The 16324-nt window shown below is 67.1% G+C and carries 13 protein-coding genes and 1 pseudogene; 11 read left to right on the forward strand and 3 right to left on the reverse strand.

All coding sequences use genetic code 11. The annotated features are described in order from the left end of the window. Positions 1-3: 3 nt before the first annotated feature. Positions 4-633, forward strand: a complete 630-nt coding sequence (locus GUY37_RS06670; protein ID WP_166823690.1) for a TetR/AcrR family transcriptional regulator — start codon at positions 4-6, stop codon at positions 631-633. On the opposite strand, the gene GUY37_RS06675 is transcribed toward GUY37_RS06670, so the two are convergent. Beyond that, positions 560-1183, reverse strand: coding sequence for an SDR family NAD(P)-dependent oxidoreductase (locus GUY37_RS06675; RefSeq protein WP_166823692.1), 624 nt, complete (start codon positions 1181-1183; stop codon positions 560-562). The genes GUY37_RS06670 and GUY37_RS06675 overlap by 74 nt on opposite strands. Before the next feature lie 309 nt (positions 1184-1492). Between GUY37_RS06675 and GUY37_RS06680 the strand changes: the two genes are divergently transcribed. The 8 genes from GUY37_RS06680 to GUY37_RS06715 all read left to right on the forward strand — a co-directional run bounded on the left by GUY37_RS06680 (position 1493) and on the right by GUY37_RS06715 (position 10564). Beyond that, complete coding sequence (locus GUY37_RS06680) at positions 1493-2677, forward strand: Glu/Leu/Phe/Val dehydrogenase dimerization domain-containing protein (protein WP_166823694.1); 1185 nt, start codon at positions 1493-1495, stop codon at positions 2675-2677. A 4-nt stretch (positions 2678-2681) separates the two neighbouring features. After that, a complete protein-coding gene (locus GUY37_RS06685) occupies positions 2682-4739 on the forward strand; it encodes an acetate--CoA ligase family protein (RefSeq protein ID WP_166823695.1) in 2058 nt (685 codons plus the stop codon). 2 nt (positions 4740-4741) lie between these two features. After that, positions 4742-6379: a thiamine pyrophosphate-dependent enzyme gene (locus GUY37_RS06690; protein WP_228278403.1), complete on the forward strand. Its 1638-nt coding sequence runs from the start codon at positions 4742-4744 to the stop codon at positions 6377-6379. A gap of 66 nt (positions 6380-6445) precedes the next feature. Beyond that, positions 6446-7612: an acyl-CoA dehydrogenase family protein gene (locus GUY37_RS06695; protein ID WP_166823702.1), complete on the forward strand. Its 1167-nt coding sequence runs from the start codon at positions 6446-6448 to the stop codon at positions 7610-7612. A 235-nt stretch (positions 7613-7847) separates the two neighbouring features. Next, positions 7848-8474 (forward strand): superoxide dismutase, encoded by a 627-nt coding sequence (locus GUY37_RS06700; RefSeq protein ID WP_152348256.1) that lies wholly within the window; start codon positions 7848-7850, stop codon positions 8472-8474. A 122-nt stretch (positions 8475-8596) separates the two neighbouring features. Next, entirely contained in the window at positions 8597-9157 is a 561-nt protein-coding gene (locus tag GUY37_RS06705; protein WP_166823704.1) for a GNAT family N-acetyltransferase, read from the forward strand. Between the two features lie 202 nt (positions 9158-9359). Next, positions 9360-10106, forward strand: coding sequence for a 4-hydroxy-tetrahydrodipicolinate reductase (dapB, locus tag GUY37_RS06710; protein ID WP_166823707.1), 747 nt, complete (start codon positions 9360-9362; stop codon positions 10104-10106). Continuing rightward, complete coding sequence (locus GUY37_RS06715; RefSeq protein WP_152348259.1) at positions 10106-10564, forward strand: tetratricopeptide repeat protein; 459 nt, start codon at positions 10106-10108, stop codon at positions 10562-10564. The genes dapB and GUY37_RS06715 overlap by 1 nt, the downstream gene beginning before the upstream one ends. On the opposite strand, the gene GUY37_RS06720 is transcribed toward GUY37_RS06715, so the two are convergent. Together GUY37_RS06720 and GUY37_RS19400 are read right to left on the reverse strand one after the other, a co-directional pair. After that, on the reverse strand, positions 10527-11807 hold the full coding sequence (locus GUY37_RS06720) for a heparan-alpha-glucosaminide N-acetyltransferase domain-containing protein (protein WP_166823710.1): 1281 nt from the start codon (positions 11805-11807) through the stop codon (positions 10527-10529). The two genes, GUY37_RS06715 and GUY37_RS06720, sit on opposite strands and share 38 nt — an antisense overlap. 186 nt (positions 11808-11993) lie before the next feature. After that, positions 11994-13299, reverse strand: a pseudogene (locus tag GUY37_RS19400) (ATP-binding protein). 207 nt (positions 13300-13506) lie between these two features. On the opposite strand from GUY37_RS19400, the gene dapA reads away from it, so the two are divergent. Then, on the forward strand, positions 13507-14430 hold the full coding sequence (gene dapA, locus GUY37_RS06730) for a 4-hydroxy-tetrahydrodipicolinate synthase (RefSeq protein ID WP_152348262.1): 924 nt from the start codon (positions 13507-13509) through the stop codon (positions 14428-14430). A 34-nt stretch (positions 14431-14464) separates the two neighbouring features. Further along, positions 14465-16111 (forward strand): ribonuclease J, encoded by a 1647-nt coding sequence (locus GUY37_RS06735; RefSeq protein ID WP_166829476.1) that lies wholly within the window; start codon positions 14465-14467, stop codon positions 16109-16111. The last annotated feature ends 213 nt before the right edge of the window (positions 16112-16324 follow it).

Consider the following 16324-nt stretch of genomic DNA (forward strand, 5'->3'; position numbering starts at 1 on the left):
GAGATGTCGAGGAAGAGCGCAGCCGTACGCCGGGAGGAGATCCTCGCGGCCACGGTCGAGGAGATCGACTCCTCCGGCCTGCGCACTCTGCGCGTCTCCGACGTCGCGGCACGTCTGAGTCTGAGCGCGAGCCTCGTCATCTACCACTTCGAGACGAAGGAAGCGCTCGTCGCCGAAGCTTTCGACTTCGCCGGTCGCCAGGACATCGACCATGCGCGTGAGCTCGCTGCGGACGCGACGGCCGCCTCCACCGGCAGGTCGGCGTCGGTTCCCGGATCGGCTGCCGCGCGCCAGCGCCTGCGGGAGGTCATCGGTTGGTACATGCCCAGCGGGTCCTCGCGCAGCTGGAAGATCTGGATCGACGGCTGGGCGGCCGGGCTCTTCGATTCGGGCCTGAAGTCCACGTTCGCCGGTCTCGATCAGGAGTGGAAGGCGATCCTCATCGGGCTCATGGACGAAGCCATCGCGGCTGGGGAGTGCTCTGCCCCGGAGGGCGGCACCGAAGCCTGTGCGACTCGGATCCTCGCCTTCCTCGACGGCCTGGCGATCCAGGTGGTGGTCAATCCCGCCGCCGTCGATGCCGACGTGCTGGCGACCTGGGTTGACGACTTCCTCGCCCACGAACTCGGCTGAGGGCGATTGTTGGGTCGATCACCAGCCCGGTCCTCGTCTCCTCGTCCATCCAGCCCGTATCGATCGGACCGGGATCGACGACGTTCGCAGAGATCTTCTTCGGACCGAGTTCCCGGGCAGCTGAGATGACAATGCGATCGAGCGCGCCCTTCGACGCGCCGTAGTGCAGATTGCCGGTGACATGATCGCTGGTGAACGCGACGATGGCTCCGCCCTCCTCGCCGATCTGCCGTGCGAATGCCGCTATGAGGATCAGTGATGCGCGAGCGTTCACTGCCATGTTGCGGTCAAAGCTCTCGGCGGTGGAGTCGAGGATCCCGGACTCTTCATCGTGCGCATGGCTGAGGACAAGTCCGTCGATCGCGCCATAGTCCCTGGTCACTCTGTCGACCAGCTCCTGCGCGTCCTGAGCGGATGACAGGTCGCACGGGTAGTCACCGGAATCCCGATCACTCGTGCAGACCGACCAGCCATCGGCGGCCAGGCGCGACGAGATTCCAGCGGCGATGCTGTTGGCCCGGCCGGAGCCGGTGGTGAGGACTGTCGGCATGACTCGATCTTAACCACAGAGACCGACAGGTCGCCCGCGTTTCGGGAGGACGGCCCTCGAACGCCTCGCAAGCGAGTCTCTGCAGGGGTTCGAAGGCGATTGTCTGGTCGATCCAGGGCGTTGTGGGCGCTCAGAGCACCTCGGATCGACCAGAGAATGCCGGCTCGCCCGCCCTGCCCGGTGGCGCGCTGCTGCGTGCGGTCTTGACGCGGGGCTGCCGTCCGACGAGACTGGTCACATGCACGTTACTGAATCGCGATTCAGTAATGGTCTGATGCACTCCGCTCCCGACTCTTTCCTGGAGGCTCCATGTTCATGGACATCACGTGGCAGGACCCTGTCACCGGCGCGGCAGGCTATGTCGTCATCGACACCCTCGTGCGCGGAACCGCCTCGGGAGGGCTGCGCATGCGCAGAGGCTGCACCCTCGAGGAAGTCCGCGGACTCGCCCAGGGCATGACCCGCAAGGAAGCCATCCACCTGCGCGAGGGCCGTCACTACGTTCCGGTCGGCGGAGCCAAGGGCGGCATCGACTTCGATCCCCGGGCCCCGGGGGCCAAGGACGTCCTCGAACGGTTCCTCGCCGACATCAACCCGATCATGCACGCCTACTGGGCCCTCGGCGAGGACCTCGGTGTCCGCCAGGACGATATCGACGAGATCCTCGCCCGCCGCGAACTCGGTTCCGGGCTCTCGGCCGTGGCGAAACTCGTCGACGATCCGGCCGCCGTCGACGCACGAGCCGAAGAGGCCTTCTCGACCGTTGTCGACGGCATCTCCCAGGACGAACTCGTCGGCGGACTCGGCGTGGCCACCTCGGTGCTCGCCGCCCTCGACGAAGCCGGACGCGAACCCAGCGAATCCGCTGCTGTCATCCAGGGCTTCGGGTCCATGGGCGGAGCGACCGCCCGCTACCTCGCCGAGGCGGGACTGCGGATCGTCGGCATCGCCGACGCCGACGGGTTCGTGAACAACCCTGCCGGGCTCGACGTCGAAGCCCTGCTGACGACCCGTGATCACTTCGGCGGAATCGACCGGGCCTCTCTGCGTCCGGATGACCACGACGGCGACCGCGACGACTGGCTCGCCGCCGACGCCGACGTCCTCGTCCCCGCCGCCGTCAGTTACTCGATCACTCCGGACAACTGCGACCGCATCCAAGCCTCACTCATCGTCGAAGCCGCGAACATGCCCGTTGTGCCCACAGCCGAAGAACGTCTGCTGGCCCGCGGGGTCACCGTCGTCCCGGACTTCCTCGCGAACTCGGCGACGAATGCCTGGTGGTGGTGGGTGACCTTCGGCGACGTCGACGGCAGCTGGGACGACAGCCGCACCATCGTCACGACGACTCTGCGCGAACTCACCACCGAAGTCCTCGCCGTCGCACGTGACCAGGGCATCAGCCCCCGTGCGGCAGCGCAGGCGAAAGTCGATGCGAACCTCGACCACCTCGCCGATCGCACCGCCGCTCCCGCCTCGGCGTCGGAAAGCTAGCGACATGGATGCGTTCTTCGACCCCGGCAGTGTGGCCGTCCTCGGAGCATCGAATGATTCCAGCAAATGGGGATTCTGGCTCGCGGCCGGAGCCCTGCGCGGAGCCGAGCGACGCCGCGTCTATCTCATCAACGCAAAAGCCGCGTCGATCCAGGGCAGGCCGACATTCGCCCGTCTGGGAGACCTGCCGGAGACCCCGGAGCTGCTCGTCATCTCCGTGCCCGGTCCGACCGTCGCGGGAGTCGTCGCCGAGGCTCTCGAGAACGGGGTGCGCGCCTTCCTCATCATCTCCGCCCGCGTCCCCGACGCCGAGGCACTGGCTGCCACGATCCGCGAAGCCGGAGGGCGCCTCATCGGCCCGAACTCCTTGGGCCTCGTCGACTCACGCACCGACCTGCTCCTGGCCTGGGGCAACTTCACCCCGGGCAGCCTCGCCGTGGTCACTCAGAGCGGGCAGCTCGGCACGGAGATCGCCACCCTCTCGGCCCGCAGCGGACTCGGCATCTCCCGATTCGCCTCGATCGGCGGACAGTCCGACGTCCGCGCCGCCGAGGTGCTCACCACCCTCGTCGGCGACCCCGCGACCGCCCAGGTCGCGCTCTACCTCGAGTCCTTCACCGGCGGCGCCGCCCTCGTCTCAGCGCTCAAGGCGCTGCGTGCCGCCGGGAAGCCGACGATGATCCTGACCACTGGATCCTCGAGTGCTGGTGCCCGGCTCGCGAAGTCCCACACCGGATCGATGACCTCGGCCATGGACACCGTCGATGCCGCCTGCCGGGCCGCCGGCGCCATCCGCCTGACCACCCCCGGCCAGCTCGTCGAACTCGCCGGCTTCTTCGCCTCTGCCTGGCTGCCGAACGGCCGTCGCATCGGTGTGCTCTCCGACTCGGGCGGGCAGGGAGCGATCGCTGCCGACACCGCCGAGAGCTGGGACCTGCATGTCACCGAGCTGACACCGACCGCTCGTGATCGTGCCGCCAGTGTCCTCACCGACGCCGACCACCTCGACAACCCCATCGACCTCGACGGGGCAGGGGAGAAGGATCTCGACGTCTACGCCGACCTCGCCGAGGTGCTGCTGGCCGACTCGGACATCGACGCCGTCGTCCTGACCGGATACTTCGGCTGCTACGGCGAGGACATCCCCGACCTCCTTGACCGTGAGCTGTCCGTCATCGACCGATTGGGTGAGCTCGTCGCCGAGGCGAAGAAACCCGTCATCGTCCACTCGATGAGCGCATCCTCGCCCGCCGTCACCCGACTCTGGGAACTCGGCATCCCCGCCTACACCTCCATCGAGGCGGCCATGCGTGTGATCGCCCGCGCCGGCTTCTACGCCGCCCACTCCGGACGACTCACCGAATCGCTCGACCTCACCGGCCCCATCACCCCGTGGGGCACCGGATACGCAGCCGCCCGAGCCGTGATCGAGGACGCCGGAGTTCCCGTTCCCTCCGCCGTGACCTTGGGAAACGTGAGCCTGGGGGAGTCCCGTGAACCCGCCGAGGCGGTCCCGGACTCCGAACTCAGACCGCCGTTCGCGCTCAAGGCCGGATGGCCGGCGCACAAGACCGAAGTCGGGGGCATCGCCCTGGGTCTGAACGATCTGCCCGCGGTCGAAACGGCGTATGCGGACATGGTGGGCCGCCTCGGCGAGGGTGAGTACATCCTCGAGGAGATGGACACGCGCGAGCACGTCGTCGAGATCCTCGTCGGAGGTCGGCAGGATGAGAACTTCGGGCCGCTCGTCGTCGTGGCCGCCGGTGGGACGGAGACCGAACTCTTCGCCGATACCTGGCTCGAACTCGCCCCGGTGTCCCACACCGAGGCGCTGGGCATGATCTCGCGGCTGAGCTGCTCGCGGCTGCTCACCGGATGGCGGGGCCGTCCCGCCGCCGATATCGACAGCCTCGCCGAGGTCATCGTCGCCGTCTCACGGCTCGTCGCCGGCAGCAACGACATCGCCGAGATCGAAATCAACCCGGTCCGCGTCGCCCAGGACGGCGCCCTGGCCGTCGACGCGCTCGTCGTGACCACAGAGAACCCGAACAGCGAGGAATGAGAATGGAACAGACGGACATCACCGGCGGCGCACACCTGGCGCGGGCACTCGAAGCCGAGGGGATCACTCGGGTCTTCGGGATCCCCGGCACCCACAACCTCGAAATCTTCGCACAGCTGAGCGCCGCAGGCATCGACATCGTCTCACCCCGCCACGAACAGGGTGCGGGCTACATGGCCGACGGCGCCGCCCGCGTCACCGGCGAGGTGCAGGTCATCGTCACGACCACCGGGCCGGCAGCGCTCAACGCGCTCACCGCCCTGCTGCAGTCCTTCACCGACTCCGTTCCGGTCCTCCTCATCACCCCGGGAATGCCGCTGACCCACCCCGGCCGCGGCAACGGACTCCTCCACGAGGTGCGCCACCAGTCCGCGGCCCTGTCCGCCGTCCTCACCGAGGTCACGCGGGTCACGAGCCCCGGCGAGGTGTCCCTGGCCGTGGGGCAGACACTGTCGGCGATGCGCTCGGGCCGGACACGACCGGCCGCCATCGAGATCCCGCTCGACCTCATCGAAACCACCGGTCCCGGGCGGCTCCATCCGTCCGTGACCCGGGGCCTTGCGGCCCCCGTGCCCTCACAGATCGACACCGCCGCCGAGGCGATCGCCGGCTCCCAGCGCCCGCTCATCATCGCCGGCGCCGGTGCGCACGGGGCAGGTGAGGAGATCGCCGCGCTGGCGTTGAGCCTCGGCGCCGGGATCATCCTGTCGTCGAACGCGAAGGGGCTCATCGACGACCGTGCCGAGACCACCATCGGCGCCGTCGGTGTCCTCGAACTGCTCCCGGAACTCACGGGCGATGCCGATGCGGTCATCGCGATCGGTACGGAACTGGCGCCCAGCGACTTCTGGCCGGACCCCCTGCCGCTGCCCGACACCGTGGTGCGCATCGACATCGACGAGGTGCAGATGCTCACGAACGCGGCCGTCACCCATCCGATCCTCGCCGACGCGCGGCCTGCGACCGCGCCGCTGGGCGAACGGGTGGCCGCGCTGCGAACGGAGTCCGCGACTGCCGCCGCCCGGGACTGGACGGTCGGCTGGAAGGACAGGGCCGCCTCGGCGATGGAATCCGACGGTCGACCCTGGGCCGAACTCTCGGCCGCACTCACGACGTTCGCGGAGGCCGACGACTCGCCGCTCATCGTAGCGGCGGATTCGACGATGGCCTGCTATTACGGGGTGCAGACCGGATGGAAAGCGCGCCCAGGGGACCGGTTCCTCTACCCGGCCGGGGCGGGAACGCTCGGCTTCGGACTGCCCGCCGGCATCGGCGCGAAACTCGCATCGCCTCAGGCCAGGGTCGTCGCGGTCGAAGGCGACGGAGGATCGATGTTCACGATCGCCGAACTCGCCGCAGCCGTGCAGGCACGGGTGCGGCTGAGCCTCATCATCGTCGACAACGGCGGGTACGGGGAGATCCGCAACGAGATGGAAGACCGCGGGGACACCCCGTCCGGGGTGAAGCTGACCGGACCGGACTTCCCGGCACTCGCGCAGGCGATGGGCGCACGCGGGGTCCACGTCGACGGTGAGGACGCGCTGGTGGCGGCACTCACCGAGGCGGAGGACTCGACGGGCCCGACGCTCATCCACATCACCGAGGAGTCCCGAGCCGGAGCGGACATGCTCGGCGGCTGAGACCTCCGACCGCCGGTCGGGCGCGAAGGGGCACCCGACCTCCACACAATTTTCGAAGGAGAACTGATGAGCTACACACCTTGGCCGCTGACCGATGAGCAGCACGACATCCTCGACCTCGTGCGCGGATTCGCCCAGGACACGATCCGACCCGCAGGACGCCGCGTCGACGAAGCCGACACCGAATCGCCCGTCGACATCTTCACGGCCGCCGCGAAGCTCGGGATCACCGACTTCATGATTCCCGAGGAGTTCGGCGGCGGCGGATTCACCGATGTCTTCACTCAATGCCTCGTCCAGGAGCAGCTGTGCTTCGGGGATCCGGGCATCGGGAACTTCGTGTGCTCGAACGGGTTCTTCGCCGACCCGATCCTCGCTTTGGGCACGCCGGAGCAGAAGGAGGAGTGGCTGCGCCCGCTCACAGGTGCCGACCCGAAGATCACGGCGCTGGCGACGACGGAACCCGGCTCCGGATCGGACTCGGCCTCGATCATCACCCGGGCGGATGCCGTCGAGGGCGGGTACGTGCTCAACGGGCAGAAAGCCTGGATCTCCAACGCAGGACTCGCCGACTTCTACGTCGTCTTCGCCAAGACCGACCCGAGCCAGCGCTCGCGCGGGATCAGTGCGTTCCTTCTTCCCCGGGAGACCGAGGGGATGGAGTTCGGGGCGCCGATGAAGAAGATGGGGCAGCGGGCCATCGTGTGTCGGGAGATCTTCCTCTCTGACGCATTCGTACCGGTCTCGGGCCGCCTCGGCGAGGAAGGGGAGGGCTTCTACGGGCTCATGCGCACCTTCGACATCTCACGGGTGGTGCTCGGGGCCGCGGCGCTCGGCACAGCACGGGCGGCCTTCGAATATGCGCGTGACTACGCGCGGGAGCGCACGCAGTTCGGCACGAAGCTCATCGATCATCAGGCCGTGGCGTTCCGGCTGGCGGACATGTCGGCGCGGATCGATGCCGCGTGGCTGCAGGTGCTCAACGCCGCGCGGATGCTCGACGCCGGTGATGCCGTGGGTCGGCAGAAGGTGACGTCGACGGCGGCGATGGCGAAGCTGAACGCCTCGGAGACGGCGATGTTCTGCACCTGGGCGGCCGTGCAGACCCTCGGCGGGTGGGGGTACTCACGGGAGCATCCGGTCGAGCAGTGGATGCGCGACGCCAAGCTGGAGGAGATCGAGGAGGGCACCTCGGACATCATGCGGCTGCTCATCTCCCGCAACCTCGGGTGAACGGGGAGCAGACTGCGCGCTGCGTGCTCTGCGTGCTCTGCGTGCGGTGGCGGCGCGCTGTGTGCGGAGTCGGCGTGTGCTGCTCGCACAGCGGGACAGCTCAGGTTCGACCTTCTTTTCACGCCGAAATGGAATAGGACCCGCGAACCCCCTGTTGTCCGAGACGAGACCCTGGGATAGGGTCGAAACGAAGCCACCGATGTGGTGGTCATCAAATCTGATCAGGAGGAATCTCATGGCTGAGCAGTACACACTTCCGGAACTGCCCTACGACTACTCCGCTCTTGAGCCGCATATCTCGGCTCGCATCATGGAGCTGCACCACGACAAGCACCACGCCACCTACGTCAAGGGCGCCAACACCGCCATTGAGCAGCTGGCCGAAGCCCGCGAATCCGGCAACCTCGCCAACGTGCCGAAGCTGACCCGTGACCTCGCGTTCAACCTCGGCGGACACGTCAACCACTCGATCTTCTGGAACAACATGTCCCCGGACGGTGGAGACAAGCCGGTCGGTGAACTCGCCGCAGCCATCGATGACCAGTTCGGTTCCTTCGACAAGTTCCGCGAGCACTTCACCACCGCAGCCACCACGATCCAGGGCTCCGGCTGGGCCGTCCTCGTCTACGACCAGCTCGGCGGAAACCTCTTCATCGAGCAGCTCAAGGATCAGCAGTCCGACATCCAGCTCGGCGGCACCCCGGTTCTGCAGCTCGACATGTGGGAGCACGCCTTCTACCTCGACTACCAGAACGTCAAGCCCGACTACGTCAAGGCTTGGTGGAACATCGTCAACTGGGCCGACGCCGGCGCACGCTTCGACCGCGCAGTCGCTCAGACGAAGGGCCTCCTCCTCGGCTGAGACCCCTAATTGCTACCTGACGGCGGCCCAGCAACCTCGCGCGAGGTTGCTGGGCCGCCGTCACGTGTGTGGGGGAGCGAAACGGGCGCAGTCGGGCCGGCAGCTGCGGATAGGGTGGACGAATGAGCGCAATACTCAGTGCTTGGCAGTCAGAGGACGCCGAGATGTTGGGTGCGGTGTATGAGCGGGCCGATGACGTTCTGCTGAGCAACATCCCCGACGACCGCACGATCGACGGTGCCCGGACATGGATTGAGACCGTCACCGGCGCCGAGGCGACCGGGGACCTCTGCGCTCGTGCGATCGTCGGCCCCGCCACCGGGGCCGACCGACGAATCCTCGGCAACGTCATGGCCTCCGGAATCGAGCACAGGCACTCGAGCGCATGGGTCTCCTACTGGTCCGTGGCCGAAGCCAGGGGCCAAGGACTGGTGTCGGCGGGGCTGCGCAGCCTCGTCGATCTCCTTCACGACGAACTCGGAATCCACCGGCTCGAACTCGGCTACAGGGTGAACAATCCGGCATCAGCCGCCGTGGCCAGGAACGCCGGATTCCTCGTCGAGGGTCGCGAGCGAGAGAAACTGCGCTATGACGGCATCCGCTATGACACCGAGGTCTGCGCCAGACTCGCTGGAGATCCGCGGCACGGCGGAACGCGAATACCCATCACCGGACCTCGCTGACTCCGCTCCCGCCCCTCCAGAACTACCTGACGGCGGCCCAGCAACCTCGCGCGAGGTTGCTGGGCCGCCGTCAGGTAGTAAGAGGGAGTGTTCGGATGGTCACCGGATGCGGGGGAGCGGCGGTGGAGTCGCTAGACTGGCTGGCGGAGATCGCAGGGATCGTCACACCTCGCCGGGATCGTCACATAAGGAGACCAGACACATGAGCATTCGCGTAGCAGTCATCGGAGCCAAGGGTCGGATGGGATCCCACGCCGTCGATGCGATCAACGACGCCGAAGGGCTCGAACTCGTCGCCGCGCTCGGCAGCGGCGACTCTCTCGAGACCCTGCTCGAGAAGGACATCGACGTCGCCGTCGAGCTCACCGTGCCGAAGTCCACCGAGGACAATGTCACCTTCCTCGTCGAGAACGGCATCGACACCGTCGTCGGCACCACCGGCTGGGACAATGACCGCCTGGCCCGGCTCGACGCCACGTTGCAGAACCACCCGCAGACCGCGGTGCTCATCGCCCCGAACTTCTCGATCGGCGCCGTCCTGGCCATGCGCTTCGCCGAACTCGCCGCCCCCTACTTCGACTCGGCCGAAGTCGTCGAAATCCACCACACCCGCAAACTCGACGCCCCGTCGGGAACTGCGAACCACACGGCCCAGCGCATCGCCGCAGCCCGCAACGCCGCCGAACTGCCGGCCGTTCCAGACTCCACCGAATCCGATCCGCACGGTGCCCGTGGTGCCGTCATCGACGGCATCCACGTCCACGCCATCCGCCAGCAGGGCATGAACGCCCACGAGGAGATCCTCTTCGGCTCCGACGGCGAGGCCCTGACCATCCGCACGGACTCGCACTCCACCTCGGCGTTCATGCCCGGCATCGTCACCGCGGTGCGTTCGATCGCCGACTGCACGGGGCTCATCCACGGCCTCGAGAACATGCTTGACCTCTGATGTCGAAGGCCAAGATCGGAGCGATCATCGTCTCCGTCGTCCTCGTCTTCTACTTCGTCCTCATGGGACAGCGGGCGTGGATCCTTGTGCGTGAACCCGCCATGATCCCCAAGGTCATGGGCATCGCCCTGTTCGTCCTGCCCATCATCGGCGCATGGACGCTCATCGTCGAGCTCGTCTTCGGCGCCCGCACCGAGAAGCTCGCACGCATCCTCGGCGCCGAGGGCGGCCTGCCCGTCGACGACCTGCCCAGGACACCTGGCGGGAAGATCATCCGCGAAGCCGCCGACAAGGAATTCGTGAAATACCAAGCCGAAGCCGAAGCCGCTCCTGAGGACTGGCGGTCCTGGTTCCGGCTCTCCTGTGCCTACGACGCCAGCGGAGACCGCAAACGGGCTCGCGCCACGATGCGCAAATCGATCAGCCTCTTCCGGGAAGGTCAGAAGCAGGGCGCTTAGACCCCGGCGACGCCGCCCGGACGATCGCGGCGATCCCGCCTTCCAGCGGGCCGCGCGAGCTGACGGCGAGCTTCCACACCAGAGGCAGCAGCACGAACGTGAGCGCGTGGATGACGAACTCGAGGGTCTGCTCGCCCGCCGTTGCGGACTCCTCCAGCGGATTGCCCACGATCTGGCGTCGCGTGATCTCCAACAGCACGACGTGTGCCGAATACACGCTCAGCGGCATCGATCCCGGCGCCGACAGCGGCGCGAGCACCCACGACCGACGGCCCAGCAGCACCGCCGCGGCTTGGCAGCAAGCGATGGTCATCACCGCTGTCCCGCCCGTGGAGAGCAGATCGAACGGCGTGCCCGAATGCGGACCGGCGATCGCCAACCACCACCACGACGTCGCCGGCGTCACCCCGTAGCTGCCGGTGAACAGAGCCGCCGTGAGATCCGTGCCCCACATCTGCGAGTCGGCCACGAGGGCGGCATCACCGCCGAAGACATTGAGCAGAATCCACGACGCACCGCGGCCGAGGACGAAGAGACCGAGCCCGGCCGTGAACAGTGCGAGGAGGTGGCGGCCGATGTCGAGCTTCGCCACGGCCATGCCCAGCAGAATATAGGACAGCCACTGCAGCACCGGGTAATAGCCGGTGAGGAAGAGGTCGGTGAGCATCGTCGACGGCGTCGCCAGGTCGAAGAACCCCATCGGCAGGTAGCTCGGTTCGAGGAAGAACGTCGAGCGCACCCACATCGAGACCACGGGGGAGACCACCATCCAGACCCCGCCGATCGCGAACAGCGCCCCGGCCCGCAGCCGCAGGAAGAACAGGGCGAGAGCGAACATGATCCCGTAGTTGACGAGGATGACCGCGAGCAGTCCGGAGATCGATCCCAGACACAGCCCGATGAGGACGATGGCTGCCGCCCGGATGAGCACGCTCGGCGCCGCATCGCGCAACCGCCCCGACTCCGCCATCCGGGACCGGGTCGACAGCACCAGCGAACAGCCGGCGAGGACCGCGAACAGTGCCGAGGCCCGCCCGGCGAAGACCGCCGCCCACGTCGGCATCCCCGTCTCGTCGCCGAGTGCGAAGATGTGCGTGACCATCATCGCCAGCAGGGCGATCCCGCGGGCGACGTCGAGCCCGATGAGCCGACCGTCGGGGCTGAGTCGACGGACCACCCTCGCCGAGGTGGCCGTGGAGTTCGCGTCGTGCGCTCGGTGGGAGTCCGCCGGGTGAGAGCTCATGGAACGATTCTCACACGAATTCGCGGCAATCGGGCCCGCGGGGCCCGGCCGTCCGCGAGGTCGGCAGCCGCGGGCAGCGGTCGCGGGTCTGGATCGAACTCGTCACCGGCGCGACGAGTGCGGATCCGAGGAATCCGACCTGGTCACAGCCGGTCACAGCCTGGCCCGATGACCGCCCGGCCCCGGTCACAGCCGCGCGATCGTGTCCACATCCTCACCGAATTCCCGAGCCGTCTCCTCGGACACTGTCGCCCTCGTCGCCCGCAGCGCCTCGAGGTAGTCATCGGTCGAGAGAACCTCCGTGCGGGAGGAGATGTCGACCTGCTGCTGCCGCAGCGACGACGCCAGAGCCTCCTGCGAGGCACGCCTGGCCGCATATTCGATATCTGCCGGAGTCAGCCCATCACTGGCATCGACGAGGATGGCGAGATCGACTCCGGAGACGGTGTGCTCGGGGATGTAGCGCGACCAGATCGCCTCCCTGGCGGTGGCATCGGGCAGGCCGATCGGTATGACATAGTCGAAACGCCCATGCCGCAGGAACGCCGCATCGAGCGCCCGGACGAAGTTCGTCGCACAGATGAGCAGCCTGTCCTCGCGGTCTCGGAACTGACCGACCTGCTTGAGCAGCTCGTTCGTCACTCCCTGCGTCGGCGACGGCGGCTCGCCCCCGCGCTTCGACGCGATCTCCTCGACCTCATCGATGAACACCACTGCATGCTCGAGCTCGTTGATCTGCTCGAACGTCGTCCGCAGACCCGCGGCCACGCCACCGGGCTCACCCGACAGGCGCGAGGGGAACACCTCGACGAACGGCCAATCCAGCCGCGAAGCCACCGCCTTCGCGAATGTCGTCTTCCCCGTCCCCGGAGGACCGAAGAGCATCACCGCCCGAGGTGGCACCACCCCGAAATGATCGGCCAGATCCGGTTCGGCCAAGGCGGTCCTCGAGCATGTCCTTCTCCTCCTGCATCCCGCTCACCCCATCCCAGAGGTGGCGCGGTAGAATCCGCCCGCCCACTGCCTTGAGCCGGTCGAGCTCACGACGTTGGACGGGCAGGTGCCGTTCGACGTACTTCAACCCCGAACGAGCCTCGAAGCCGTTGGCCACCAGGCCATCGCACGCCGAGGTCCCGGCGGGAATGAGCATCGACAGTTTCCCCAAGCCCAGCGGCATGAGACGACGTTCGAGCGCATCGAGCAGCCCCGCCTCGGCGCGGGTGCCCTGCTTCGGGTCGGCGCCCACGGTTTCGAGGACATGGAAGAACACGAGCACTCCCTGTCCGTGGGCGGCGCGGCCGACGGCGGCACCGACGACCCCCTCGTCGCGGACGGCGACGACGGCCTGATTGCGCTGGCAGGTTGCGAGCACCTCGGAGAGCGGATAGAGCGGGGGAGCGGTCGTCGCAGACTCGGGAATGGCGGCCTCGAAGAGACGGATGATTCCGTCGAGATCATCATCATGGAAATCGCGGATGCGGGTGCGGGTCATCGAAAACTCCTTTGTTTCGGTGGCGGGCAGGGTCCAAGCGTAGACGATCTCCGCCCACCGGCCGTGATCTGTCTCTCACCAGCCGCGCTCTGCGGCGTGCCCAGGGACGGCCGGGCCGCCTCGGCGAGGGACCGACGAGGCGAATGACACCCGCAACGCGGGTGGACCACTGCACTCATGGGAGGAGGTGGGCGGTATCCTGGAACTATGGCGATTCTCGGTGACCAGGCAGCAGCGACTGCCATTGACGCGTTCGGTTCCGTCGGCACTGCAATGGTGACCCCATTCAAGCGCGACGGCAGCATCGACTATGCGTCCGTGGAGAAGGTGGCGAACCACCTCGTCGAGCTCGGCAACGACATGCTCGTCGTCTCCGGCACCACCGGCGAATCTCCGACGACGACCGACGACGAGAAGGTCGAACTCATCCGCGTCGTCCGCGGTGTCATCGGCAAGCGGGCGAAGATCATCGCCGGCACCGGCAACAACGTCACCGCGCACACCATCGACCTCTCCCGCCGATCGGCCGATGCGGGAGCCGACGGGATCCTGCTCGTCACCCCGTACTACTCGAAGCCGACCCAGCCGGCGATCGAAGCGCATATGCGTGCGGCCGCCGACTCCACCGACCTGCCGGTCATGCTCTATGACATTCCCGGCCGAGCCGGTGCCCCGATCATCACGGACACCCTGTTGCGACTGTCCGACCACCCGAACATCCTCGCGGTCAAGGACGCCAAGGGCGACCTCTTCGCCTCCTCGTTCGTGATGAACAACTCCTCGCTCGTGTACTACTCCGGCGAAGACGCCCTCAATCTGCCGCTGCTGTCCCTCGGCGCACTCGGACTCGTGTCCGTGGCCGGGCACGTCTGCTCCGACCGGTTCGCAGCCATGGTGGCCGCGGCGGCGAACAACGACCTCAACACCGCACGCACCCTTTCCCGCGACACCGCGGACGTGGTGGATGCGCTCATGAACCACATGCCGGGAGTGATCTCGGCGAAGGCCGCTCTGCAGGCCCAAGGAATACTCGACAACCGCGACGTGCGGATGCCGCTGCTCCCAGCTGATGAGGAGCAGATGGCGTTCGTCGCCGCCCAATTGACCAGGAGTGGTTACCTCAGTGAATAATGCATTGACTCAAGAACTGTCCCTCCCACCGAAGATGGACAGAGAAGCCGTCCGCATCGTCGCGCTCGGCGGGCTCGGCGAAGTCGGCCGCAATATGACCGTCTTCGAATACCACGGCAAACTCCTCATCGTCGACTGCGGTGTGCTCTTCCCCGAGGAGGATCAGCCCGGCGTCGACCTCATCCTCCCCGATTTCTCCTACCTCGACGACCGCCTCGATGACATCATCGGCCTCGTGCTCACCCACGGCCACGAAGACCACATCGGCGCCGTCCCCTATCTGCTGCGCCGCAAGGGCGACATCCCGATCCTCGGCTCGCAGCTGACGATCGCGCTCATCGAAGCCAAGCTCAAAGAGCACCGGATCAAGCCCATCACCCGTGTGGTGAAGGAAGACGATGTCGATCAGCTCGGTCCCTTCGACCTCGAGTTCGTCGCCGTCAACCACTCGATCCCCGATGCCCTGGCCGTGTTCATCCGCACCGGCGCCGGAAACATCCTCCACACGGGCGACTTCAAGATGGACCAGCTGCCGCTCGACGGTCGCATCACCGACCTGCGCGCCTTCGCCCGCCTCGGCGAGGAGGGCGTCGACCTGTTCATGACGGACTCGACGAACGCCGAGGTCCCCGGCTTCACCGCGCTGGAGAAGGACATCGGGCCCGTGCTCGAGAACCTCTTCGGCACCGCCGAACGCCGCATCATCGTCGCCTCTTTCTCCTCCCACGTCCACCGCGTGCAGCAGGTGCTCAACGCCGCCACCGCCCACGGCCGCAAGGTGGCCCTCGTCGGCCGCTCCATGGTGCGCAATATGAAGATCGCCGAAGACCTCGGCTACCTCAACGTGCCGGCCGGGACGCTCATCGACATCAAGAAGGTCGACGACTTCCCCGATGATCAGATCGTCCTCATGTGCACCGGCTCCCAGGGAGAGCCGATGGCCGCCCTGTCGCGGATGGCCAATCGCAACCACCGCGTCGACGTCGGCGACGGCGACACCGTCATCCTCGCCTCCTCGCTCATCCCCGGCAACGAGAATTCCGTGTTCAAGGTCATCAACGGCCTGATGAAGCTCGGCGCCCGTGTCATCTCGAAGGCCGATGCGAAGATCCACGTGTCGGGCCACGCCTCCGGCGGCGAGCTGCTCTACTGCTACAACATCGTCAAGCCGCGCGGCGTCATGCCCGTCCACGGCGAATGGCGGCACCTGCTGGCCAACGCCCGCCACGCCGAGGCGACCGGAGTCGATCCGAACAACATCGTCCTGGCCGATGACGGCTGGGTCGTTGACCTCAAGGACGGTCGCGCCGAGGTCGTCGGCGCCGTCGACTGCAACTACGTCTTCGTCGACGGATCGTCGGTCGGTGAGATCACCGAGGCGGACCTCAAGGATCGTCTCGTCCTGTCCGGTGAGGGCTTCGTGACGATCTTCATGGCCGTGAACTCGCAGACGAAGTCCCTCATCGCCGGGCCCGAGATTCATGCCCGCGGTGTCGCCGAGTCCGACGACGTCTTCGACACGATCGTCCCGAAGGTCCAGAAGGCCGTCGAGGATGCTCTGCGCGACGGAACCGCCGATCAGTACCAGCTCCAACAGGTGGTGCGCCGCACCATCGGCCGTTGGGTGTCCTCGAAGCTGCGCCGCAAGCCGATGATCGTCCCCATGGTCGTCATCGTCTGAGTTCGCGCCGTCTGAGACGGCTCTGCCGGCGCGCGCTCGAGCGACCGCTCGCTCACGCAGCCAGACCGCGCTGATGCGTCCTGGCCGACCGGATGAGTCACGTTCTGTTCTATGACTCAGGTTCAACCCCGATGCACAGAACAGAACGTGATGACGCCGGTCACAGAAGGTGATGACGGTCGGCAGACTGCCCGATTCGTCCCTGCGGAGGCG

It is taken from the genome of Brevibacterium limosum (assembly GCF_011617705.1).
Lineage (GTDB): Bacteria > Actinomycetota > Actinomycetes > Actinomycetales > Brevibacteriaceae > Brevibacterium > Brevibacterium limosum.